The 22,631-nt window shown below is 68.3% G+C and carries 19 protein-coding genes; 10 read left to right on the plus strand and 9 right to left on the minus strand.

Translation table 11 applies throughout. From position 1 onward, the window contains the following. Positions 1 to 145 precede the first annotated feature (145 nt). Both NM2_RS10860 and NM2_RS10865 read right to left on the minus strand, forming a co-directional pair. Positions 146 to 838, minus strand: a complete 693-nt coding sequence (locus tag NM2_RS10860) for a TIGR04282 family arsenosugar biosynthesis glycosyltransferase (RefSeq protein ID WP_067667213.1) — start codon at positions 836 to 838, stop codon at positions 146 to 148. Beyond that, entirely contained in the window at positions 835 to 1,500 is a 666-nt protein-coding gene (locus NM2_RS10865; protein WP_067667215.1) for a glycosyltransferase family 2 protein, read from the minus strand. The genes NM2_RS10860 and NM2_RS10865 overlap by 4 nt, the downstream gene beginning before the upstream one ends. A gap of 126 nt (positions 1,501 to 1,626) precedes the next feature. Here NM2_RS10865 and NM2_RS10870 point away from each other — a divergent pair, with 126 nt between their 5' ends. The 9 genes from NM2_RS10870 to NM2_RS10910 all read left to right on the plus strand — a co-directional run bounded on the left by NM2_RS10870 (position 1,627) and on the right by NM2_RS10910 (position 15,218). Beyond that, positions 1,627 to 3,048 carry a hypothetical protein gene (locus tag NM2_RS10870; RefSeq protein WP_245717947.1) on the plus strand — a complete coding sequence of 474 codons (1,422 nt, stop codon included), beginning with the start codon at positions 1,627 to 1,629 and terminating at the stop codon, positions 3,046 to 3,048. A gap of 5 nt (positions 3,049 to 3,053) precedes the next feature. Beyond that, the gene (locus NM2_RS10875) at positions 3,054 to 3,749 is read left to right on the plus strand and encodes a response regulator transcription factor (RefSeq protein WP_067667316.1); all 696 of its coding nucleotides are present in this window, start codon (positions 3,054 to 3,056) and stop codon (positions 3,747 to 3,749) included. After that, positions 3,749 to 4,843 carry a sensor histidine kinase gene (locus NM2_RS10880; RefSeq protein ID WP_084530724.1) on the plus strand — a complete coding sequence of 365 codons (1,095 nt, stop codon included), beginning with the start codon at positions 3,749 to 3,751 and terminating at the stop codon, positions 4,841 to 4,843. Before NM2_RS10875 ends, NM2_RS10880 begins: the two co-directional genes overlap by 1 nt. A 357-nt stretch (positions 4,844 to 5,200) precedes the next feature. Continuing rightward, positions 5,201 to 5,497, plus strand: a complete 297-nt coding sequence (locus NM2_RS10885; protein WP_067667217.1) for a DUF3558 domain-containing protein — start codon at positions 5,201 to 5,203, stop codon at positions 5,495 to 5,497. Between the two features lie 12 nt (positions 5,498 to 5,509). Beyond that, the gene (locus tag NM2_RS10890) at positions 5,510 to 5,902 is read left to right on the plus strand and encodes a hypothetical protein (RefSeq protein ID WP_067667219.1); all 393 of its coding nucleotides are present in this window, start codon (positions 5,510 to 5,512) and stop codon (positions 5,900 to 5,902) included. Positions 5,903 to 5,936: 34 nt separating this feature from the next. Then, a complete protein-coding gene (locus NM2_RS10895) occupies positions 5,937 to 7,313 on the plus strand; it encodes a hypothetical protein (protein ID WP_067667221.1) in 1,377 nt (458 codons plus the stop codon). Continuing rightward, positions 7,310 to 8,116 carry an ESX secretion-associated protein EspG gene (locus NM2_RS10900; protein ID WP_067667223.1) on the plus strand — a complete coding sequence of 269 codons (807 nt, stop codon included), beginning with the start codon at positions 7,310 to 7,312 and terminating at the stop codon, positions 8,114 to 8,116. Before NM2_RS10895 ends, NM2_RS10900 begins: the two co-directional genes overlap by 4 nt. Positions 8,117 to 8,152: 36 nt before the next feature. Beyond that, positions 8,153 to 9,193: a serine hydrolase domain-containing protein gene (locus NM2_RS10905; protein ID WP_169816155.1), complete on the plus strand. Its 1,041-nt coding sequence runs from the start codon at positions 8,153 to 8,155 to the stop codon at positions 9,191 to 9,193. Further along, entirely contained in the window at positions 9,186 to 15,218 is a 6,033-nt protein-coding gene (locus tag NM2_RS10910; RefSeq protein ID WP_067667228.1) for a type I polyketide synthase, read from the plus strand. The genes NM2_RS10905 and NM2_RS10910 overlap by 8 nt, the downstream gene beginning before the upstream one ends. A gap of 69 nt (positions 15,219 to 15,287) precedes the next feature. On the opposite strand, the gene NM2_RS10915 is transcribed toward NM2_RS10910, so the two are convergent. The 4 genes from NM2_RS10915 to NM2_RS10930 form a co-directional block, all read right to left on the minus strand. Then, entirely contained in the window at positions 15,288 to 16,349 is a 1,062-nt protein-coding gene (locus NM2_RS10915) for an NAD-dependent epimerase/dehydratase family protein (protein WP_067667230.1), read from the minus strand. A 257-nt stretch (positions 16,350 to 16,606) separates the two neighbouring features. Then, positions 16,607 to 18,169 (minus strand): multicopper oxidase family protein, encoded by a 1,563-nt coding sequence (locus NM2_RS10920; RefSeq protein WP_245717948.1) that lies wholly within the window; start codon positions 18,167 to 18,169, stop codon positions 16,607 to 16,609. Beyond that, complete coding sequence (locus tag NM2_RS10925; protein WP_067667232.1) at positions 18,166 to 18,555, minus strand: hypothetical protein; 390 nt, start codon at positions 18,553 to 18,555, stop codon at positions 18,166 to 18,168. The genes NM2_RS10920 and NM2_RS10925 overlap by 4 nt, the downstream gene beginning before the upstream one ends. After that, the gene (locus NM2_RS10930) at positions 18,552 to 19,196 is read right to left on the minus strand and encodes a class I SAM-dependent methyltransferase (RefSeq protein ID WP_067667234.1); all 645 of its coding nucleotides are present in this window, start codon (positions 19,194 to 19,196) and stop codon (positions 18,552 to 18,554) included. Before NM2_RS10930 ends, NM2_RS10925 begins: the two co-directional genes overlap by 4 nt. Positions 19,197 to 19,282: 86 nt before the next feature. Between NM2_RS10930 and NM2_RS10935 the strand changes: the two genes are divergently transcribed. Next, entirely contained in the window at positions 19,283 to 19,816 is a 534-nt protein-coding gene (locus NM2_RS10935; protein WP_218025889.1) for a MarR family winged helix-turn-helix transcriptional regulator, read from the plus strand. On the opposite strand, the gene NM2_RS10940 is transcribed toward NM2_RS10935, so the two are convergent. The 3 genes from NM2_RS10940 to galT form a co-directional block, all read right to left on the minus strand. Then, on the minus strand, positions 19,813 to 20,214 hold the full coding sequence (locus NM2_RS10940) for a PaaI family thioesterase (RefSeq protein WP_067667238.1): 402 nt from the start codon (positions 20,212 to 20,214) through the stop codon (positions 19,813 to 19,815). The genes NM2_RS10935 and NM2_RS10940 overlap by 4 nt on opposite strands. 81 nt (positions 20,215 to 20,295) lie before the next feature. Beyond that, positions 20,296 to 21,402: a galactokinase gene (galK, locus tag NM2_RS10945; RefSeq protein WP_067667240.1), complete on the minus strand. Its 1,107-nt coding sequence runs from the start codon at positions 21,400 to 21,402 to the stop codon at positions 20,296 to 20,298. Further along, on the minus strand, positions 21,399 to 22,493 hold the full coding sequence (gene galT / locus NM2_RS10950; RefSeq protein WP_067667242.1) for a galactose-1-phosphate uridylyltransferase: 1,095 nt from the start codon (positions 22,491 to 22,493) through the stop codon (positions 21,399 to 21,401). The genes galK and galT overlap by 4 nt, the downstream gene beginning before the upstream one ends. Positions 22,494 to 22,631: the final 138 nt, after the last annotated feature.

Raw genomic sequence — 22,631 nt, forward strand, 5'->3', positions numbered from 1 at the left:
CCTGCGCGCCGCAGTGGGCGGCGGTCGGAATCTGCTGGGTGTTCGCGCGGGGCTCGGCATCGCATCAGTGGCACGGTGGTCTCGTGCTGCGGTGTCGGCGAGTCGCGGCGTGGCGCTCAGCTCATGAGCTGAGCCGGAATGGATGTCATGCTGGTGCGTGATGACGTAATTGCTCGACGGTTCGGGAGAAGCGGCCGCGGTGTTCCCGGGCGACGGCGAGGGCGTCGGCGGCGGTGTCCACGTCGGTGAGCGTGGGGAGGCGTCGGACTCGGCATCCACAGCGGCCCAATGCTTCTCGGGTCAGATCGCCGGTGCGGTCGGTCGACATGGGGACCTCGGCGAGGGTTCGGGCGGGGCGGGGATCGGTCAGGCCAAGGGCCCACCAGCCGCCGTCGGAGGCCGGGCCCAGGACGGTGTCGCCGCATTCGAGCAGGAGCGTCGCCGACACCGCGAGCAGGGCCGGGCCCGCCTGCGGGGTGTCCATGCCGATCTGGAGTACCGGCAGGCCCGCTCGGGCGGCGTCGGCGTGCGCATTGGCCAGACGCTGGCCGAAGGTGTCGCCGCGTTGCGGCACGAGGTCGAATTCGCCCAGGGCCGTGGCTAATTCGTCGGACTGTTCGGCTCGGGTGAGGTCGCCCGTCCAGGCGACCATACGGTGCTGCGTGCCGCTGTGCCGTACGGCCCGCAGCGTGTCCAGGAGTGCGGCGGCGGCGATCTGCGCCGCCTCCCGCGGTGAGAAGTACGGTGTGAGACGGGTTTTCGCGAAACCGGCGATGGGCGCCTTGGCGATCACCAGCAGCGTCGCGGGAATGGCCTGCGATACTGAAGAGGCGGTCATCGCACACTCCAGAAGTCCGCGACGGCCCGCACGGTGCCGCGGACCGAGCCCGACACCTTGGATACGCCATGGGTTCTCGGTCGATAACTGATATCGCGTTCGACGATCCGCCATCCCGCCGCACCCGCGCGAATCAGCAGCGCCAGTGGATATCCCGAGCGCGGATGCAGTGGGCCCAGCGCGAGCAGGCGGTCGCGGCGGGCCACCCGCATGGCCGCGATATCGTGCACCGGCAGACCGTGCCGCCGTCGCAGCAACGTGGCGATCAGCAGATTGCCCAGCCGGGCGTGCCAGGGCCACGCACCCGCCTGCACCGGTCGCCGACGGCCCACGACCATATCCACGTGGTCATCGAATTCGCCAAGCAGACAAGGTAATTCGGCCGCGTTCATGGATCCGTCGCCGTCGAGCACCGCGACCAGGGCGGTCTCGGCCGCGCGCACGCCCGCATCGACCGCCGAGCCGTATCCGGGTACGGGCTCGCTGACCACATTCGCGCCACCGGCCCGCGCGACCGCCGCGGTGTCGTCGGTGGAGGCGTTGTCGACCACGATCACCCGGTACCCGTCCGGCACGGCCGCCAGCACGCTGGGTAGCGCCCCGGCCTCGTTGTGGCACGGGATGACGACGGTGACGTCTCGGGCGCTGAGTGCATCGCTCACATCTGGCACCGTAGGCCCGTGACCACCGTTTTCGTCTCAGGGAACCGGTGACGAAAGTGTGACGGGATGCGGCGGGGACGGTGCTGCGCCCGGGTTCGGTGTGCGGCGCGGCCTAGGGTGAACGCTGTGCAGCAGGTAATCCCCGCGAGGGTCCGGCACGTCCCGGGCGTCCGCGCCGACGTGGCCTGCGCCGTCACGGCGGCGGTGCTGGTGGCCGCGGCCTTCGCGGTGCCGCAGATCCGCGGTCGGCAGTGGTCGGAGCACTTGTATGCCGCCGCCGCGCCGATCTTCGGGATCTGGGAACCGCACATCGGCTGGGGGACCGGCCCGGCGATCCTCATCGCCGTCCTGGTCGTGCTGACCGGACCGGAACTTGCCCGCAGATTGCCATGGCGGCCGATGCTGCTGCTGACCTGGGTTGGTTCCGTCGCGTGGATCTTCTCGCTGGCCATGATCGACGGCTGGCAGGTCGGTTTCGCCGGGCGGCTGGCCCGGCACGAGGAGTATGTCTACGAGGCCGGTCGGGTCACCGACGTCGGTGCGATGCTGCGCGGATTCTCCGGTCGCATACTGGATTTCCAGCCCGACTCGTGGGCGACGCATGTCTCCGGGCATCCGGCCGGCGCCCTGCTGACGTTCGTGCTGATGGACCGGATCGGCCTGCGCGGTGGGGCGTGGGCGGCCTGGCTGGTGGTGCTCGCCGGGGCAGGCGCGGCCGTGGCGGTGGCGGTAACTCTGCGTGCGCTGGGTGCGGAGGATCGGGCCAGGGCGGCGATGCCCTACCTGATTCTCGCGCCCGCCGCGGTCTGGCTCGGCGTCTCGGCCGACGCGCTGTTCGCCGGGGTGACCGCATGGGCCGTGGCGCTGCTGGCCATCGCGACCCGTCGCGGGCCGGGCTGGGCAGGTATCGCCCTGGCATCGGGTCTGCTGTTCGGTTACGGGCTGTTTCTGAACTACGGCCTGACGCTCATGGTGATCCCGGCCGCCGCGGTCCTGTGCGCGCGAGGTATGCGCGCGGCTCTGCCCGCGGTCGCCGCGCTCATCGGCGTCGCGCTGGTGGTTGCCGCCTTCACCGCTGCCGGATTCTGGTGGCTCGACGGCTATCACCTTGTGGTGCAACGCTATTACCAGGGCATCGCCTCCGAACGCCCGTATTCCTACTGGATCTGGGGCAACCTCGCCGCCACCGTCTGCTCGGTCGGCCTGGCCGCCGCGGCGGCACTACATCGTGTCGTGCGCGGCGTGCTACCCGGGGTCGGCGTGCCCGCGAGCGAGATCTCGGTGCGCGGCAGGGCCTGGCGGGCCTGGTTGCGATGGCAGAGCGGGGTGGATCCCGCTGCTCTGCTGGCCGCGGCGGGGGTGCTGGCTATCGTGGCCGCCGATCTGAGCGGGCTCAGTAAGGCCGAGACCGAACGGATCTGGTTGCCGTTCGATATGTGGGTGCTCGCCGGGACGGCGTTGTTGCCGGTGCGGCAGGCTCGGATCTGGCTGACCTTGCAGGCCGTTGCGGCGCTTTCGCTCAACCATCTGCTGATGACGAACTGGTGATTTCGATGCGCATTCTGGTGGCCGATGACGATGCGGTGGTCCGGGAGGTGGTGCGCCGCTATCTCGAACGCGACGGATTCACCGTGGTGGAGACCGCCGACGGTCCGGCGACGGCGGAAGTGCTGGGGCGCAACGAGATCGCGCTGGCCGTCCTGGACGTGATGATGCCCCCGCCGGACGGTATCGAGCTGTGCCGGGCGGTTCGCGCCGGACCGCATCCGGATACGCCGATCATCCTGCTGACCGCACTCGGCGAGGAGGAGGATCGCGTCCTGGGCTTGCAGGCCGGCGCGGACGATTACATCGTGAAGCCGTTCAGCCCGAGGGAATTGGCGCTGCGGGTGGCCTCGGTACTGCGGCGCGCCCAGCGGACGGCGGTCCCGGCCGAACAGCCCACGCTGCGCAGCGGCGCGATCGAGTTGCGGCCGGATGCGCAGGCGGTGCTGGTCGAGGACCGCCGGGTGGATCTGACCGCCCGCGAATTTGATCTGCTGGCCTTCCTGCTCGCCCATCCGCAGCAGGTGTTCGGGCGGGCGGATCTGCTCGAGCAGGTGTGGGGCTGGACCTTCGGCGATCAGTCGACCGTCACCGTGCACATCAAACGTCTGCGCGCGAAACTCGGTGCCGCACATCGCATCGAGACCGTCTGGGGCCGCGGCTACGCGTGGGGCCGCCCGGGAGACGAGGACGGAGAACACTGATGCCCACCGATATTCTCGGCCTGATCGGCTACGCCCTGGCCGGATCGCTGCCGGTGACCGCGCTGGGCGCACTCGCTATGCGCCTGACCCACAATCGCAGTCTCACCGGCAGTATGGTTCTGCTGGTTCTGATTCCGACACTGGCCACCCTGGTCGGGGTCGTCGCGGTCAGCGGGATGATGTTCACCGACGAACTGCGCCGCATCGCGGTGGTACTGGCCGTGGTCACCATCGTCGCGGTGCCGGCGGCCGTCGTGCTGGGCCGGGCGCAGGCCCGCAAGACGGTGTGGGAGCGGCAGATGCGGGAACAGGAACGTGCCGCCGAACGCTCCCGCCGAGAACTGGTCGCCTGGGTGAGCCATGACCTGCGCACCCCGTTGGCCGGTATCCGGGCCATGGGCGAGGCGTTGGTCGACGGTGTGATCGATCAGCCCGAGAATGTCGAGCGCTATGCGAACCGCATTGTCCTGGAAACGAATCGGCTCTCCACGATGGTGGACGACCTGTTCGAGATGTCCAAGATCAACTCCGGAGCTCTGCGCCTGCAACTCGAACCGGTGGATCTGCGTGAACTCGTCGACGAGGTCGCCGCCGCCAATCAGCCGACCGCCGAACGCGCCGGAGTGAGTCTGACCGCGCGGCAACCCGATTCGGAGATCATGGTGTCCGCCAGCGATCGTGCCCTGACCCGGGTCCTGACCAACCTGGTCGCCAACGCGATCGAGCACACCCCGCCCGGCGGCCGCATCGACATCTGCTCCGGCACCCACGACGGCCAGGCCTGGACCCACGTCATCGACACCGGCCCCGGCATCGCCCCGGAGGATCTGCCCCGCATCTTCGAGGTCGCCTACCGCGGCACGGCCGCCCGTTCCGCCACCGATATCGGCAGCAACAGCGGCATGGGCCTGGCCATCGCGTCCGGGCTGATCCAGGCTCATCACGGCGAAATCAGCGCGCACAACCAGGATGTCGGTTGCCGCTTCGAAATCCGCCTGCCCCTGCTCCCCGAGGCCGTTCCTCCGCCGCACCGAGACTTCGGCGAGTCGGCGGGCACCGGTCACGCGTCGAAACGACAGTCGAGCGCCAGGTGACTTCCGGGCGTACCGTGAGTTACCAATGCGCACACTGAATGACAGCCGCAGGACCGAATAGCTGGTACAGTCCAGTCGCGGACCGGGCCAGTTCGGCATGCCGATCGAAGGGCCTGAAAACTCGTTGCGCCCGATAATCGCTGCGCGCTAGGGTGTGGATCATCCCCGCGCACCTGCGGGGCGGCAGCGCGCTTGCGGGCCGAGAATTGGAACGATGCACGGGGGGTCGTCATATTCCCGCAACAGTGGTTGTGGTGTGCCAGATCTCGGTGTCACGCGAGCTGATCCGTGAAGCCGGTCCTGGCCTCGGGTTCGGGCCAGCTTCGTCACCGTCGGAAGTCGACAATGAAACGTCTCATGCCGCTCGCAGCCGCTTCGGCCGTCACGGTCGGGATGGCGGCGGTCGCGTGCTCGTCCGGGACGCCCGGTTCGCCCGTTGCCGCCCCGACGTCGGCGCCGATCACCGGACCAGCGGGAACGGCGACGGTTCCGGGCGACAAGTCGCCGCTCGGGGACGATCAGCTGTTCGATCCGTGCACGATTCCGGCGCAGGTGATCTCGAATTTCGGGCTGTCGCCGCGATCGGGGAAGCCGTCGCTGAATCCACCGCTCGAGCGTTGGGCCGATTCCATCTTTCCGAATATCCCGTCGTAGAAGGACCGACCGATGGCAGACGACAGCGAATTCGACACCCTCACCAAGGCCGCGAAGGGCAACTACATCCGGTTGGAACCGCAAGCCGCACAAGACTGCGCCAAGCTGTGCGGTGAGCTGATCACCGAGCTCAACAGCGCGATCAACAACGCCAAGTCGCTCGCCGACGTCAAAGGCTTCGGCAACATCAAGAACGCGACCGACCTCGCCCAGCGCTACGACGACCGCGCGACCGGCGGCGACTCCTCGCTGCAGCACTCGCTGACGAAGCACCGCGAGGTCGTCAGCGACATGATGGAGACCTTCATCGCTGCCGGCCGTGCGTACCTGAAGAATGAGAACGCCTCTGCCGCAGACCTTTCCAAATATGATTCGACGGTGAACGGTTTCCGGCCGAAGTCGTAGGATTCCAGCCGTCCTTGTCCCGTGGAGGTGATCAATGGGTGACGAAGCTCCGAACAATCCGAAGTCGTACAACCTGAACGATTTCAAGCCGGAGAACGAGAGCGTCGGCAAGAACACCGTGCTGGGCACCGACACCTCGATCGACACCGAGACCGGCCAGATCGCATGGGAGACCTACGGTAAGGACCTGGACACCCTTGTGAAGTACCGCGATTCGATCAATTCCGGATCGGTGCGAGATATGGCGAAGAATTGGCGCGCTCATGGCAGCTCGCTGGGCTCGCTCGCCGGCCAATTCTCGAACGAAGTGAAATCGAAGATCATCGATTCCTGGGATTCGGATGGCGGTAGCACCGCGTCGACGGCGGTACAGCGCTACGCCGATCAACTGTCGCAGCTCGCCACGGTCATCAACGCGGTCGCGAACAGTCTGGATTTCTCGGCGGATTTCCTCGACATCACCCGTAACAACATTCCGAACGACAAGGGCGTGCTGATCGACGGGAAGTCGATCGTGACGAGTTCCGGCCAGTACGACGACGACAAGACCCGCGCGCATCTGAGGAACTTGCTCACACAGCGGGCCAACGACGTCATGAACGAGGTCTTCGTTCCCGGCGGGAAATCCGCGGACGCGGCCATGCCGACATTCCCGCTCCCGCAATCGGTGACGCAAGGGCTCCCGGACCCAACCGGAAAGCGCAACGGCACTCCCGGCCCCGGTCCTTCCCTTGCCCTCCCTGGTCCCGGTCCGGCGAGCCCGAGTACGCCGTCATTGTCGCCGTCGGACTACGCCAAGCAGCAGAAGGAGTACACCAAGCAGCAGGAACAGCAGCGGAAGGAACAAGAGCAGCAACAGCAGCAGCAGGAACAACAGCAGCGACAACAAGAGCAACAGCAACAGACTCAGCAGGTCGAGCAGATGCTGGAGCAGGGGCTGCAACAGGGAGTGCAGGCTGCTCAGCAGATCGGACAGCAGTTCACGCAGAAGCCGGCCCTGACCGACGCGGAGAAGCTCGCCGACAGCCTGGAAGATCCCGCTGTGGCGGGGCTCGCTGCCTCGGCGCTGAACGGGCTGGGTGGTGCGACCGCTGGGGGTGGCGGCGCCGGTGGCAAAGGTTTCAACGCTCAGTCGCTGTTGGCGAGTGAGTCGGCGGCGTCGTCCAAATTGTTCCCGCGCGCGACCACGACCTCCGCGCTCGGCGAAAATATCACCGGACAGGTGAAGGCCGGACTCGCCACCAGCAGTAGCGGGATGGGAATGCCGGGCATGGGTCCCATGGGAGCCGCACAACGCGGCAATCAGAACGAGAAGGAGAAGAAGCGCGCCGAATTCCTGGATTCGGAGGAGTGGCTCGAGCAGGCCATGGGCGATGCCCCGATGACTTCGAAGCCGGTCGTCGAAGGATGATCGTTCATCGGGGGCGGCTGACGTCGCTCGAGCTCGTGGTGCTGTGGGAGCTGATGTCGAGCGACAGGCTGCCGTTCCCGCTCACGCACTGGCCGACTCAGCAGTACGAGGATGACTACATCCGCGCGAAAAGGGAAACGGCAGAACGGCTTTTGGGAATTCTGCCGCTCGACGCGCAACAGCTGTGGGAGGCCGCGGTCAACCCGGATATCGTCATCTGGGCGGCGGGCGAGGCGCCCGACGACGAGACGGACCTGTCGGCGGTGACGCGCGTCGTCGGATTGCGGCGCGAGGGTTATGCGGTGGTCCTGGTCCAGCAGCCCGGCGAGAGTATCGAGCGCGGCGGTGACGTCGAGGTCTACCAGACCGACGTCGTCGGGCTGGCGAACGCCGTGATCGGCCAACTGCCGAAGGTCGGGCGCGGTAAGCAGGGGGAAGTCGCGATCCTCCCGGAGCAGCCGGACGGAATGGACCACAGCTCCAGCTCCTCGCCGGTGCTCGATTCGAACGACTCGGAGCGTCAGCGCTCCGCCCGCTGGCGCAACGCGAAGGCGACCCAGCTCGGCGAGCTGAAAGTCGAGCCGGGCAGTGGGGCGCACTGGATCCAGGACCGCAGTGGCTATCTCGTACGCTGGCGCGATCTCGCCGACGACGGCCGCTACCTGATCGAACCCAAGCCGAACCCGGTAGCGACTCCGGTGGACGACAACGCATTCGAGACATTCGTCAACCGGCGTGTCGCCGAACTGGTCCGGCGGATCCGGGAGAACCGGCCCGCCGAACGCGACTTCCGAGTCTCCTGAGTATGCGGACGCGGAAGTAGCGAGATGTTCGACGAGATGACGCGTGACACGCTCGAGTTCTTGCTCGAGACGCAGTTCTACGAAAAACGCCTTCCCGGCCTCGGCGCGGTCGTCGAAGTGGGCGATCAGCGATGGGAGCTCGCGCTCGGCGTCTCGGACGTGACCACCGGCGAACCGTTCCGGATCGGCGACCACCATCGCATCGGATGTGTCACGAAATCGTTCACCGCGACGGCTGTCCTGCAGCAGATCGACAGTGGCCGAGTCGGTTTCGACGACACGCTCGAACCGTTCGTCCCGGGAATCCCGAACGGTGAGCGCATCACGATCAAGCAGCTCCTGAACATGACATCCGGTGTCGCCAACTTCGTCGGCGCACCGGACTGGCTGCCGACGCAGGAGGACCTGTCGTTCGACAGCGTCGACGCGGACTGGCCGCAAGAGCGGAAGGTCGACCTGATGCGAAGCGGGCCAGCGGCTTTCGAACCCGGGGCCAGGGCCGATTACTGCGACAGCAACTACATTCTGCTCGGTCTCGTGCTCGAGCAGGTGACCGGCAAGCCCGCCGCCGACGTGATCAACGGCGACGTCGTCGCGGCGGTGCCCGGTTTGACGAGCACCGAATTCCCCTCGGTCGCAAAGCTTCCCGACCCGCATCCGACGATCTACGCACTCATGCCCGACGGCCGCACGCTGCGCGAGCTCGGCGATATGAACCCCAATGTCCTGTGGACGACCGGTGCGATGACCTCGACGTTCGACGACCTCCTGATCTGGGTGCGCGAGCTTGCCGACAGCACGCTGCTGTCGGCGGAGCTGCAGCGTGAGCGATTGACGCCGACGCACCTGGACCGCCGACGGGCCTTTCATCGGTACGGGCTCGGGGTGCAGCGCCTCGGCGCACTGCTCGGCCACAACAGCATCATGCCCGGTTCGTCGTGCGCGGTGTACCGCTATCCTGCCGAGGACGCGTCGTTCGCGGTCGTGACCAACGCGTCGGCGAACATCGACGCGATCAGCATGGAGATCGCCCTCGAACTCGTGCGGGCGCTCTACCCGAGGTTCGTCGATGGCTGAGCCGGCCCGCGCGCCAGCCGACCCGATCGCGATCGTCGGCATCGGATGCCGGTATCCGGGCGGTATCGCCTCGGCGGCCGATCTCTGGTCGTTCGCCGCCGAAGGGCGCAGTGCCACTTCACCATTCCCGACCGATCGAGGGTGGGATCGGGGCCGGCTCCCGGCCTCGGTCAACTCCCGGCGCGGGAATTTTCTCGACGCGGCGGACGCGTTCGACGCGGCGTTATTCGGCATCAGTCCGCGCGAGGCGTTGGCGATGGACCCGCAGCAACGGCTGCTGCTGGAAACATCGTGGGAAGCCTTGGAACGCAGCGGCATCGATCCGTTGTCGCTCGCCGACTCCGAAACCGGGGTCTATTTCGGCGTCGCCGCGCTGGACTACGGCGGTCGGGTCGCCTCCGACCGCATGGGCCTGGCGGGGCACCTAGCCACGGGAACCGCGCCCGCCGTCGCGTCCGGGCGGGTCGCGTACTCGCTCGGGCTGGCGGGCCCGGCGATCACCGTGGACACGGCATGCTCCTCGTCGCTCGTCGCGATACACCTTGCGGCGCAGGCATTGCGGACCGGTGACTGCACGCTCGCGCTGGCAGGCGGTGCGACTGTGTTGAGTTCGCCGAATGCTATCGTCGGCTTGGCCGAACTGGGCGCGCTCGCCGAAGATGGCCGGTGCAAGCCGTTCTCGGCCGCCGCCGACGGGTTCGGGATCGGTGAGGGCGTGGGCGTGCTGGTCCTGGAACGACTTTCGGAGGCTCGTCGGCACGATCATCCGGTGCTTGCCCTGCTTCGCGGATCGGCGACCGGTCAGGACGGCGCTTCGCGCGGACTGACGGTACCGAGCGGCCCCGCGCAGGAGCGGGTCATCCGCAAGGCACTCGCCGACGCCGGGCTCACCCCTGCCGACATCGATGTCGTGGAGGCGCACGGTACCGGAACAACGGTCGGCGACCCGATCGAGGCGACCGCCCTGATCGCGACCTACGGCGAAACACGCTCGGCCGCAATGCCATTGCTGGTCGGGTCGGTGAAATCGAATATCGGTCACGCGCAGGCCGCGGCGGGCGTCGCCGGGGTGATCGAGATGGTCGAGGCGATGCGACGCGGGACGGTCCCGCCGACGCTGCATGCCGATCGGTTGACCACCGCGGTCGACTGGTCGACCGGTGCGGTGCGGGTGGTGGCCGAGCCGACCGCATGGCCGTCGCGGGCCCACGTTCGTCGCGCGGGTGTCTCGGCGTTCGGCATCAGCGGCACCAACGCTCATGTGATCCTGGAACAGGCGCCGACCGGACCCGCGACAGCGGTGCGGCGACGGCCGGCTGTCGCGGTTCCGCTCGAGCTGTCGGCGAAGACGGGACGAGCGTTGGCGGAGCAGGCTTCCCGGCTGCTGTCGGTGCTGGACAACGAGCCGGCGGACATCGCGTGGTCGCTGGCGAACGGCCGAGCCGGGCTCGCCTGCCGAGCCGTCGTCGTCGGCGCGGGCAGCGACGAACTGCGTGCGGGTCTGACCGCGGTCGCCGAGGGCCGAGCCGCCGAGAACGTCGTCACGACCGGCAGACCGACCGGTGGCACGGTATTCGTGTTCCCCGGTCAGGGGTCGCAGTGGGCCGGGATGGCGGCCGAACTGCTGGACACCGCACCGGCATTCGCCGAGCACATCGACAAATGTGCTGCCGTGTTCGCCGAGTTGGTCGACTGGTCGCTGCTCGACGTGCTGCGGCACGAGTCGCGTGCGCCCGGGCTCGAAAGAGTCGATGTGGTGCAGCCGGTGCTGTTCGCCGTCATGACTTCGCTGGCTCGGCTGTGGCAGTCGATCGGTGTCGAACCGGCTGCGGTGGTTGGTCATTCGCAGGGCGAGATCGCGGCCGCCTACGTCGCCGGGGCGCTGTCGCTGGCCGAGGCCGCACGTCTCGTCGTCGTCCGCAGTCGCGCGCTCCTCGGGCTCGCGGGCCAGGGCGGCATGGTGTCGGTGCCGCAACCGGTCGACGATGTAGGCGCACTGCTCGAAAAGTGGTCCGGCCGACTGGGTGTCGCGGTGATCAACGGCCCGCGTTCGACGGTGGTGTCCGGTGAGGCAGCCGCGATAGCGGAATTGATCGCCCACAGCGACGTCAACGGCCTTCGCGCCAAACGGATTCCGGTGGACTACGCCGCGCACTCGGCACAGGTCGACTCGATCGGCGCCGAGTTGCGCTCGGCGCTCGCCGGAATCGAAACCGCCGCTCCCGAACGAGGAGGACAGCCGCCGAAGCCTGCGGGGCCGGGGAGCGTTGTTCCGATATTCTCGACGGTCACCGGCGGCCCGCTGGACCCGATCTCGATGGACGCCGCGTATTGGTTCGAAAATCTCAGGCAGCCGGTGCGATTCGAGTCGGCGGTGCGAGCCGCCTATGAGCACGGATATCGCAGTTTCGTCGAGGTGAGCCCGCACCCGGTGCTGACCGTCGGAATTCAGGAGACGCTCGACACCGACGACGTCACGGTCGTCGAAACGGTACGGCGCGACCAGGGCGGCATGCGCCGCTTCCTCCTGTCCGCGGCGCACGTGAGCGCCTCGTGGCGACCCTACCTCCGAGCGCTGCGACCCCAGCGGGTCGACCTGCCGGTATATCCGTTCCAGCACAATCGTTTCTGGCTCACGGCCGATGAGGGCGGGGCCGGTGCCGTGCACCCGTTCATCGATGCGATGGTCGAACACCCCGAATCGGGTGAAGTGACGTTCGCCGGTGAGGTGTCGGTCGACCGCCAGCCCTGGCTCGCCGACCACGCTGTCGCCGGAACGGTCCTGTTGCCGGGTGCCGCGACGGTCGAACTCGTCCTGGCGGTCGGCGCGCGGATCGGCTGCCCATGTCTTTCCGAGCTCGTGCTGCACGCGCCGCTCGTCGTCCCCGAATCCGGTGCGGTGCAGCACCGAACGGTCGTCGGCACGCCCGAATCATCGGGCAGGCGAACGGTCCGGTGCTACATGCCGACCGGCGATTCGGCGCAGTGGACCCTGTACGCCGCCGGCGCGGTGGCGAACGAGCGCAACGGTTCGCCGCCGGTTGTCGCGGCATGGCCCCCGCAAGGCGCAACGCAGGTCGATCTCGGCGACTTCTACGAACGATGTGCGGTCCGAGGCTACGAATACGGTCCGGCGTTTCGCGGGCTGCGTGCCACTTGGGTGAAGGGCGCCTCGGCGAAGGACAGGGAGTTCTTCGCCGAGGTCGTCGTACCGCTCCCGTCCGGTACAGCGGGATTCGGCTTGCACCCGGCACTGCTCGATGCCGCGTTGCACGTGCTGATCGAGCAGTTCGCCAGTCGCGAAACCGACACGGTGACAATGCCGTTCGCATGGGAGGGCGTCGAACTGTACTCGGTCGGCGCGACTGCGCTGCGGGTGCACGTGGCGACGCTGGCCGACGACCGTGTCGCGGTGACACTGTTCGACACCGCCGGGTCCGTAGTCGCCAGGATCGATTCGCTCGCGACTCGGTCGATCGACCGACGGCAGTTGGCGGGCGGGCCGGTGTTCGGCCTCGATTGGGTCCCGGTCACGATCTCGGAACACCGACGGGACCGAATTGGCAAGGTGCCCAACGTATTACGTTGCCAGGAAAAGCCGGTGACCGACGGTGATCTGCCACGGGCGGTTCGCGCGCGACTTGCCGCGGTCCTCGATCAGATCCAGCGGTGGCTGGAACGCGGCGACGACAGCACGCTCGTCGTCGTCACCTGTCGGGCGGTCGCGGTGAACGGTGGCGAGGACGTGGAAGATCTCGTGCACGCACCGGTGTGGGGGCTGCTGCGGGCAGCGCAGAACGAGCATCCGGGGCGAATCGTGCTCGTGGATGTCGACGACTGGACACACCGCCGCGCGGCGATATCGGCGGCGCTGGCAGGCGACGAACCGCAACTTGCGTACCGACGCGGAATCACCTACGCGCCCAGGCTTGTTCGTGCGCGCGCCGACCTGGTCGGCAATCCCGAGCTGGTCGAGGCCGGACCTTGGCAATTGCGGACCGCCGGTACCGGAACGCTTCAGTCGGCCAATCTGCGCCTGGCGGCTCTACCGGAGCCGGAACGGGCGCTGCGGGACGGCGAAATCCGGATCGCGGTTCGCGTGGCCGGGCTGAACTTCCGCGACGTCATGATCGCGCTCGGCATGCGCGACGAGGTCGACGCCGAAATGGGCGCCGAAATGGGTGCCGACGGAGCCGGTGTCGTGGTCGAGGTCGCCTCCGGCGTCACGACGGTTGCGCCCGGGGACCGGGTGATGGGCCTACTGGGTCCGATCGCGTCGACCGCGATCGTCGACCACCGGTTGGTGGTCCCGATTCCGGCCGGAATGTCGTTCGCGGAAGCTGCCACTACGCCTGCGGTGTTCCTTACCGTCTACTTCGCCCTGCGCGACCTGGCGCGTCTGGCGCCGGGCGAGCGGTTGCTGGTGCACGCGGCGACCGGCGGTGTCGGCATGGCGGCGATCGCGCTGGCTCGGCATTGGGGCGCGGAACTGTTCGTCACGGCGAGCCCGGGCAAGCAGCACGTGCTGCGGGCGCTCGGATTCGACGACGACCATATCGGCGACTCGCGCACGATCGAGTTCGAGCAGGCGTTCCTCGCGACGACCGCCGGTGCCGGTGTGGACGTCGTAATCGACTCGCTCGCAGGCGATTTCGTCGATGCGTCGCTGCGTTTGCTGCCCCGTGGCGGCCGGTTCGTCGAGCTGGGAAAGACCGACATCCGCGACGCGGCGACCGTCGCGGCGGCCTATCCCGGTGTGGCGTACCAGGCGTTCGCCGTGATCGACATCGGCCCCGAACGGATCCAGCAGATGCTGGCCGACATCGCGGCGATGTTCGAATCCGGTGTACTCCGGCCGTTGCCGGTCGGCCGCTGGGACATCCGTCGTGCGCCGGAAGCCCTGCGCTACCTCGGTCACGCGCGACATATCGGCAAGTTGGCACTCATGATCCCGGCCGGACAGCGGCGTGCAGGCACCGTCCTGATCACCGGCGGCACCGGTGTCATCGGCGCAACGCTCGCGCGACATCTCGTGAGTCGCCACGGTGTCCGGAACCTGGTGCTGCTCAGCCGCCGTGGCATCGGCGCGCCCGGTGCGGCACAGCTGCGCAGCGAGCTCAGCTCGCTCGGGGCGGCCGTACGGATCGTGGCATGCGATGTCGCGCACCGTGATTCGCTGCACGCCGTGGTCGCGGGGATCGACCCGCCGCTGGTCGGCGTGATCCACGCGGCGGGCGTGCTCGACGACGCGATGATCGACACGATGACCCCTCGGCAACTCGAGACGGTGCTCCGGCCGAAAGTCGACGCCGCCTGGCACCTGCACGAGGCGACGTCCGGGTCGGACCTGTCGATGTTCGTCCTGTTCTCCTCGGTCGCAGGCATATTCGGTCCGGCCGGTCAGGCAAACTATGCCGCGGCCAACACGTTCCTCGACGCGCTGGCCGCGCACCGTCGCCAACTCGGTCTGCCTGCCTGTTCGCTCGGCTGGGGCTTCTGGGAATCCGCGACCGGCATGACCGGGCATCTCCGAGAGCGAGATAGGACTCGCGTGGCACGAGCCGGCCTCGTCGCCATGTCATCGGCAGAGGCCCTCGACCTGTTCGACGAGGCGATCGGGCTCGGCCGTCCGTTCGTCGTGCCCGCTCGACTCGACATCGCCGCCATGCGGTCCGGGGAGATACTTCCCGCGCTGACGCGCGGCTTGGTGCGGGCGGCGCCGAAGGCGAGCGTCGCGGCGGGCGTGCTCGCGACCGGCCGCCTCGCTGGACTCGGTCCGGCACAACGACGCGAGCAGGTGCTCGCGGTCGTGCGGTTCACCGCGGCCGCGGTGCTCGGCTACGACGGCCCGGCCGCGATCGGCATCGACCGGTCGTTCAAGGAACTCGGCTTCGACTCCCTCGGCGCGGTCGAGTTCCGCAATCGCCTGCGGGCCGAGCTCGGCGTCTCGTTGCCGACCACGGTCGTATTCGAATATCCGACCGCCGCGACGCTGACCGACCACATTTGCGAAGCGTTGGAATGATCCGCGCACCCGCCGGCCGGGATCCAGGCCGTGAGTGAGGCGTCGGTCGATGGTCCGCGTGTGGAGGGGTCAGCGCCACTGGGGTGCGCCTGTCCCCGAGGCCGGTCGCAGAGGTGCGGTGGCGAATTCGGTGAGGCCGTCGGCGGGGGCGATGGCAGCGGTGAAATCCAATAGGGCGCGGGCTCTTTCGGGGCTGGCGACGATGTGGCGGACGTCGCCGGGGCGGTATTCGCCGGTGAGGGCGGGGGGTTTGCCGTCGTGGGCGCGGGCGAGCAGATCGGCGACCTCGCGGATGCTGATGGGGGTGCCGGAGGCGATGTTCAGGGGGACGAAGCCGGGGAGTGGGCGGTGCAGGGCGGCGACGTTCGCGGCGGCGATATCGCGGACGTGTACGAAATCGCGCATCTGCTCGCCGTCTTCGAACACACGCGGCGAGTCGCCCGCCTCGAGTGCCGAGCGGAAGATGGCCGCGACTCCGGAATACGGTGTGTCCCTGGGCATATCGTCGCCGTAGACGTTGTGGTACCGCAGTGCCGTGACCGTGCCGCCGGTCGCCGCGGCCCAGGCGCTCGCGTAATTCTCCTGCGCCACTTTGCTCGCCGCGTACAGGCTGCGCGGGCACAGCGGGCTGTCTTCGTCGATCACGCTCCAGCGCAACGGTTCTCCGGTCCGCGCGTCGAGGTGATCGAAGCGGCCGCGATCCAGATCGGCGCGCCGACGCGGTGCCGGAGTCGCCGGTGCCCCATCGGCGGTGCGATACCGCCCCTCGCCGTAGACGACCATCGAGGAGGCGAGCACCAGTCGCCGCACGCCGGTCTCGGCCATCGCGGCGAGCAGGACCGCGGTGCCGAGATCGTTGTGACTGGCATAGGCCGGTGCGTCGGCGGCGCTGACCCCCGCACCGACCACGGCGGCCTGATGACAGACCGCATCGATGCCGCCCAGCAGCGTCGTGACCGCGTCGGGATCACGCACGTCGATCCGGTGCACCCCGTCCGGCGGCGGCGCGGCGGGTCCGTGCGCGGCCGCCAGCATGAGATCGGCGGCCACCACCTCCTCGCCCGCGTCGGTGAGCGCGCGGCGAATATGGGATCCGATGAAACCGGCCGCGCCGGTGAGCAGTACCCGCATCGCCTCAGGCCGGGTTCGGTCGTGTGGAAGTCATGAACCGATCCTGGCCTGCGACCTGCTGTACGAGGGCTCGACGAGGCCGCTCGTAAGGAATTCGTCACAAGGTCAACGGTGTTCGCTCACGCCGAGGTCCTCGGGGCGTGTCTGCGCGCCAATCTGTGAACCGCCCGCCACTGTCGCCGGGCGGCATCGGATTCCGGCCGACCGGCACATGCGACATGTTCCGGTCGATCGGAGGCTGCGAGATACGGCCGGGCTCAGGCGTGCGTGGTGAACGTCGCCATCATCGCCATGTCCTCGTGTTCGAGATTGTGACAGTGCAGCACGTACCGCCCCGGATAGTCGGTGAACCGGACGGCGATCTCGGCGAGTTCGCTGGGCCCCAGGTAGACGGTGTCCTTCCAGCCCGCGTCGGTGGCCAGGGGCGGATGCCCATTGCGGGAGAGCACCTGGAACTGCTCGAGGTGCAGGTGGATCGGATGATCCAGATCCGTGGACAGTTGCCAGATCTCCACATCCCCGAGACGCGGCCGGGCGATCGGCTCGCGCGGATCGTAGGGGCGGCCGTTGATCAGCCAGCCGCTCATCGACCCGGAATCCCCACGGCGGAAATCGAATCGGCGAGTGGTGACCGCGTCCCGGCGATCCAGCGGCGTGAAATCGGTCAGCCGATCGGGCACCGCCGAGGTATCCGCGATCCGGTCGGCTACCTCGAAACGCATTACGCGCGTTGTGTTTCCGTCGCCGAGGTCGTTGTGAATCGTCACCCGGTCACCGACGGAGCATCCGGACAGGTCCAGGATCACGTCGTACCGTTCGCCGGGTGCGATGGTCAGCTCGTCCACCCGCTGCGGGTGCTTCAGCAACCCGCCATCCGAGCCGATCTGCACGAAATGCCCTTCGCCGCGCGGCATTTCGACCCGAAGCCGGTAGACGCGGGCATTGGATCCGTTGATCAGGCGCAAACGATAGCGGGCCGTGCCCACCCGATGCACCGGCCACGGCACACCGTTCACCAGGATCACGTCACCGAGGACGCCGCGGTCGAACTTCCCGGTCACCCCGGGCGTGTGCAGGGCCGTGGGATCGATTGCCGGATAGCTGAATGCCCCGGTCGCGTCGAATGCCCGATCGGTGATCAGCAGCGGCAGATCCCGTTCGCTCGAGGGCAGTCCCAGCCGTCGCTCGGACTCGTCGAGGACCAGGTGCACCCCGGCCAGACCGCGCCAGACCGACGCCCCGGTGAAATCCATCCGGTGGTCGTGATACCAGAGCGTCGCCGCGGGCTGCCCGGCCGGATAGATGTAGTCGCGCTCGCCGATCATGGTGTGCGCCAAAGGATCCGAGGACATCACCCGGTCGTGTCCGCTCATCGCGCCGACCGGCAGCAGCAGATCGGTCGGATAGCCGTCGGACGCCTCGGGCACATGCCCGCCGTGCAGATGGACCACCACCGGGACGGGCAGTTCGTTGCGATGCGAGATTACCGTGCGACGACTGCGCGAGGACACCAGCAGCGGCCCGGGAAAGGTGCCCTCGTATCCCCAGATCGGCGTCGAATAGCCCGGCAGGATAACGGCATTCGCACGCCGCTGGACGATCCGGTAGAAGTCGGTGGTCGCATCGCGGCGGATCGGCGCCAGGGGCGAGGGCACTCGCAGCGGCAACGTGAACGGTTCGGGCAATCGGGCCGTGCTGGACAGGTGCAGCCGGTCGGCCGGGGTGTCGGCGGACAACTGCCAGGCCCCGGCCGCACCGGCCACACCGACCGCCGCCGCGATCCGGAACAGGGAGCGGCGCGACAGCATCGGATTCGTCACGCCGCGACCTCGGCCGCGATCGTGGGCTTCGTCCACACCTGGACCGTCGCCGCGACCAGGCCCGCGACGAGTGCGACGCCGAGCGGAACGTGCACTGCCAGGATCTCCCGATGTCCCAGGCCGATCTCGATGCCCGTGCCGACGGTCATCGCCGCGCACCTGAGCACGCTGCGTCCCGTGGCCTGCCCGAATCGCCATGCCGCGGCGAAACACAGTGTCATGAGCAGCATTCCGGCCGCCATGATCGGGCCGTTGAGGGAGTGCGCGTCCAGCCCGTCGTAACTTCCGGCCATCAAACGCCCGGCGAACATGGTTTGAGCGAAGCTGTCCAGGGTGACCAGGGTCGTGATCGCGCGCAGCAGCCGCTGCCACGCCCGGGGTGTCACCCCAGCCGCCGTGCGCTGAAAAGCCAAGCGGGAATGGCGGTTCGGGCTTCGGAGCCGGGGAGCTTGCCCAGCATCGTGGCGGGCCGCAACTCCTCGACGGTCCAGCCCGTCGCGAAACTCTCCCGCAATTCGGTCTCGGTGATCCGCCGCGGCCCGGGGCCGGGCTCGGCCGCCGAGCTGACCGCCAGAATGTGCACGGGCGCACCCGGCACCGAAACGCGGTGCAGCGCGGCGACATAACGGATTCGATCGGCCTCGCCGAGGGTGTGGAACAGGCCGGAGTCCAGGACGCTGTCGAATTGTCCGTCGTAGCCGGACAATTCGCAGGCGTCGGCGACGGCGAACTCGGCCTCGATCCCGCGACGCGCGGCCTTGGCGCGGGCGTGCTCGATGGCCGTCGGCGCGCCGTCGATGCCGGTCACCCGATGTCCGCATGTGGTCAGGTACAGCACGTTCTCGCCGGTCCCGCATCCGGCGTCCAGCACACGCGGGCCGAACGCGCCCGCGTTCTCCAGCTCTTCGACCAGCGGCTGCGCCTGTCCGATATCCCATCCGGCGGCCCGGACGTCGGTTCCGTCGGCAGGTTGGGTCCGGTAGAAGGCGTCGAAATATTCGGCAGGGTTGGTGGACGGTGTGGTCACGATGATCCCCTTGATAGTTCAGATTTCCGAACAGTTCAGAATTCTGAACTTGTATGCTGGTGCTGTCAAGAGGACCGGGAGGCGTAGTGGACGAGGCATCGGCGGATGGCGCGGATGTGACATCGAATGTGAGCGCGGAGCAACGACGTCGGCTGACGACGCTCGTGCCGATGGTCTCCGCCTATCTCCGGCGCGCCCGGTACGACATGCCGCCGGTGATCCGGGAGGTGTTCGAGCAGGCCGGACTGGGCGCGCGGCACGGCGCGGTCCTGAGCTTCGTGCTGTCCTCGGGTCCTGCGAGCGTGAGCGAGGTGGCCCGGCAGCTGGGACTCGGGCTCACCAATGCCAGCCAGCTCAGCGGGGAACTCACCCGGGCCGGACTACTGCGGCGGCGGAACGATCCGGCCGATCATCGCCGCACCCTGCTCTCGGCCGCGCCGGAGTATCGCGCGGCCTTCGAGGAATTCCTCGCCCGGCGCAGTGCGGGACTGTTCCGCGCGATGGACCGGCTGACACCCGAGGAACGGCACGGCTTCATCGCCGGTCTACAGGCCTGGGTGGACGAGATCGCCGCCGGGACCGAAGAGGATCGGAGCGTCCCGGCGGAGCGGAAGGATTAGAGGACGGCCTGCGTCTGGGCGGTCTTGGCGACGAGTTTGCCCGCGTCGTCATGGATTTCGGTCTCCACGACGATGAAGCGACGTCCGGTGTGCAGCGGGCGGGCGGTCGCCACCGCGTAGCCGGAGCGGATCGCGCGCAGGAAGTTCGTCTTCGATTCCACCGTCGTCGTGCCCTGCGCGCCCTCGGGCAGATTCAGGAACGCGGACACCGCCGCGGTGGCGTCGGCCAGGGACATCAGCACCCCGCCGTGCAGCACCCCGCCCAGCGTGCACAGATCCTCCTGCCAGGCCAGGCGGCTGCGCACGACCTCGGGCCCGTGTTCGAGCACCTCGACGCCGAGTCTCTCGGTGAACGGCATGGTCGTGTGGAACAACTGTGTTCCCTCGGAATCGATCATCCCGTGAGCCTGCCGCACCCCCGGCCGCGCGTCGATGACCTCGGAGGTAATGCTCGGGGGTCAGCGCTCGGCCGGCTGGCCTCACGACTCCCGGCGCGCACCGGCCGACGGCACCGCGACGAAGGTGCGCGGCTGCGCGAAATCCTCCTTGCGGAAACGGGTTTCGATATTCGCCACCGTCGCGTCGAGGCGATCGGAGTCGACCAGGGCGATGATGCTGCCGCCGAATCCGCCGCCCACCATGCGCGCACCGTGCGCACCCGCGGCCAGCGCCGCCTCGACCGCGGCGTCCAATTGCGGGGTGGAGATCTCGAAATCGTCCCGCAGCGAGGCGTGTCCGGCGGTCAGGATAGGCCCGATCTCACGCGGATCGCGGCCGCTGTGCAGCATGCGCGCGACGTCGAGCACCCGCGTGTTCTCCGAGACGATGTGGCGGGCCCGCCGTCGCGGCGCATCCGCGGTGATCCGCTCGACCTGTGCGATATCGGTGATCTCGCGCAGTGAGCGCACCCCGAGCGCGGCCGCGGCCTCCTCGCACTCCTTGCGGCGCTGGGCATAACCGCCACCGGCGTGCTGATGCGGGGTGTTGGTGTCCGCGACCAGCAGCGCCAGCCCGGCCGCTGCCAGATCGAAGGGCACCTGGGCATGCTCGCCCCGGCCGAAGTCCAGGAAAAGAGCGTGCCCGGCCGTGCACAGCACCGACGCGGATTGGTCGAGGGTGCCGGTGGCCGCGCCGACGTACGAGTTCTCCGCGGCCCGGCCGATATCGATCAGCTCGGCATCGGTGATCGGCAGATCGAACAGCTCACGCAGGGCGACCGCTACCGCGCACTCCACCGCGGCCGAGGAGGACAGACCCGCGCCGACCGGCACCGCGCCGTCGAGCTCGAGCCGCACGCCAGGAATCGGATATCCGCGCCGGACGTACTCGTGGACGACGCCGAGCGGATAACGCGCCCAGCCCGTCACCGCCGAGTCCGCGAGCCCGGCGATCGCCTCAGCGATCACCTCACCGGGATGCTGCCGCGACGAAATCGTCACCAGCGCATCGGATTTCGCCTCCGCGGCGCATCGCACCAGATGCGGCAGCGCGATCGGCAGCGCATAGCCGTCGTTGTAATCGGTGTGCTCGCCGATGATGTTGACCCGTCCGGGCGCGACCCAGACCCCACGCTCTGTTCCACTCACGACGCGGCGACCTCCCGCAGTTCGGCTGCGACGATCTCCGGTGTGGTGTCGCTGATGAAGACGTTCATGCCGGACTCGGATCCGGCCAGGTACTTGAGTTTGCCCGCGGCGCGGCGGATCGAGAACAACTGCATGTTCAGCCACCAATCATCGCGGGGCACACCGGATTTCGGTGTCGGCGCTTGATTCCAGGCGGCGATGTAGGGCATGGGGGTGTCGAAGCGGTGGGCGAAGCGGCCCAGCACGTCCAGGTACAGCACGGCGAACGCGTCGCGCTGGGCGTCGTCGAGGTCGGGGATGTCGGCCACCCGGCGATGCGGATACAACTGCACCTCGTACGGCCAGCGGGCGAACGGCGGCACGAAGGCGGTCCACTCCTCGTTCGCCGCGACCACCCGCAGTCCGGCGCTGCGTTCGGCGGCCAGCAGATCGCCGAACAGGTTGCCGCCGTGCGCTTTCCGGTATTCGGCGACATTGGCGGAGATCTTCGCCACGCGCGGTGTGACGAACGGGTAGGCGTAGATCTGCCCGTGCGGATGCGACAGCGTGACCCCGATCTCCTCACCGTGATTCTCGAAGCAGAACACCTGGCCGACGCCGTCCAGCTCGGCCAGTTCGGCGGTGCGATGTGCCCACACGTCGACCACCATGCGCGCGCGTTCCGGGTCGAGCCGATCGAAGGATGAGTCGTGAACGCTGGTGAAGCACACCACTTCACAGCGTCCGTATCCCTCGCGCAGCGCGGTGAGCGGTGAACCCTCCACGGCGGCAGGCCATTCGGCGTGGTCCGTCGACAGCGAGGGGAAGCGATTCTCGAAAACCACTACCTCGTAGTCGGATTCGGGGATCTCGGTGGCCCGCTCCGGAGTGGACGGGCACAGCGGGCACAGATCGGCCGGAGGTAGGAAGGTGCGGGTCTGGCGGTGCGAGGCCAGGACCACCCATTCGCCGAGCAGCGGATCGAATCGCGTCTGCGAATGGGTGGTGGTCTGCGGCAGATCGCGGGTGTCGGCGGCGATGCGGTCCACCGGTTCCCGGTCGAAGTAGAGAATCTCGCGGCCGTCGGCGAGTCGGCGACGGGCGGTGATCACCGGCTGGCTCGCTGCGGTGTGAACATCTGGTCAGGTACGAGCACCATGCCAACCTCCGATCGGGACACGTGAGAGTCGGTCCGGAACAGTACACCGGGAGGGTGTGAGCGCTCACATCAGGGCGGCGCGAGAACGTCC

Origin of the sequence: Nocardia miyunensis NBRC 108239 (assembly GCF_001613065.1) — a bacterium.
In the GTDB taxonomy this organism is placed as follows: Bacteria; Actinomycetota; Actinomycetes; order Mycobacteriales; family Mycobacteriaceae; genus Nocardia; species Nocardia miyunensis.

Bases quoted from the DNA above. Each gene is read 5' to 3' on its own strand.
- NM2_RS10860 (WP_067667213.1), bottom strand. From the start codon at position 838: ATGACCGCCTCTTCAGTATCGCAGGCCATTCCCGCGACGCTGCTGGTG.
- NM2_RS10875 (WP_067667316.1), top strand. From the start codon at position 3,054: ATGCGCATTCTGGTGGCCGATGACGATGCGGTGGTCCGGGAGGTGGTG.
- NM2_RS10880 (WP_084530724.1), top strand. From the start codon at position 3,749: ATGCCCACCGATATTCTCGGCCTGATCGGCTACGCCCTGGCCGGATCG.
- NM2_RS10885 (WP_067667217.1), top strand. From the start codon at position 5,201: ATGCCGCTCGCAGCCGCTTCGGCCGTCACGGTCGGGATGGCGGCGGTC.
- NM2_RS10890 (WP_067667219.1), top strand. From the start codon at position 5,510: ATGGCAGACGACAGCGAATTCGACACCCTCACCAAGGCCGCGAAGGGC.
- NM2_RS10895 (WP_067667221.1), top strand. From the start codon at position 5,937: ATGGGTGACGAAGCTCCGAACAATCCGAAGTCGTACAACCTGAACGAT.
- NM2_RS10900 (WP_067667223.1), top strand. From the start codon at position 7,310: ATGATCGTTCATCGGGGGCGGCTGACGTCGCTCGAGCTCGTGGTGCTG.
- NM2_RS10905 (WP_169816155.1), top strand. From the start codon at position 8,153: ATGACGCGTGACACGCTCGAGTTCTTGCTCGAGACGCAGTTCTACGAA.
- NM2_RS10910 (WP_067667228.1), top strand. From the start codon at position 9,186: ATGGCTGAGCCGGCCCGCGCGCCAGCCGACCCGATCGCGATCGTCGGC.
- NM2_RS10915 (WP_067667230.1), bottom strand. From the start codon at position 16,349: ATGCGGGTACTGCTCACCGGCGCGGCCGGTTTCATCGGATCCCATATT.
- NM2_RS10940 (WP_067667238.1), bottom strand. From the start codon at position 20,214: ATGATCGATTCCGAGGGAACACAGTTGTTCCACACGACCATGCCGTTC.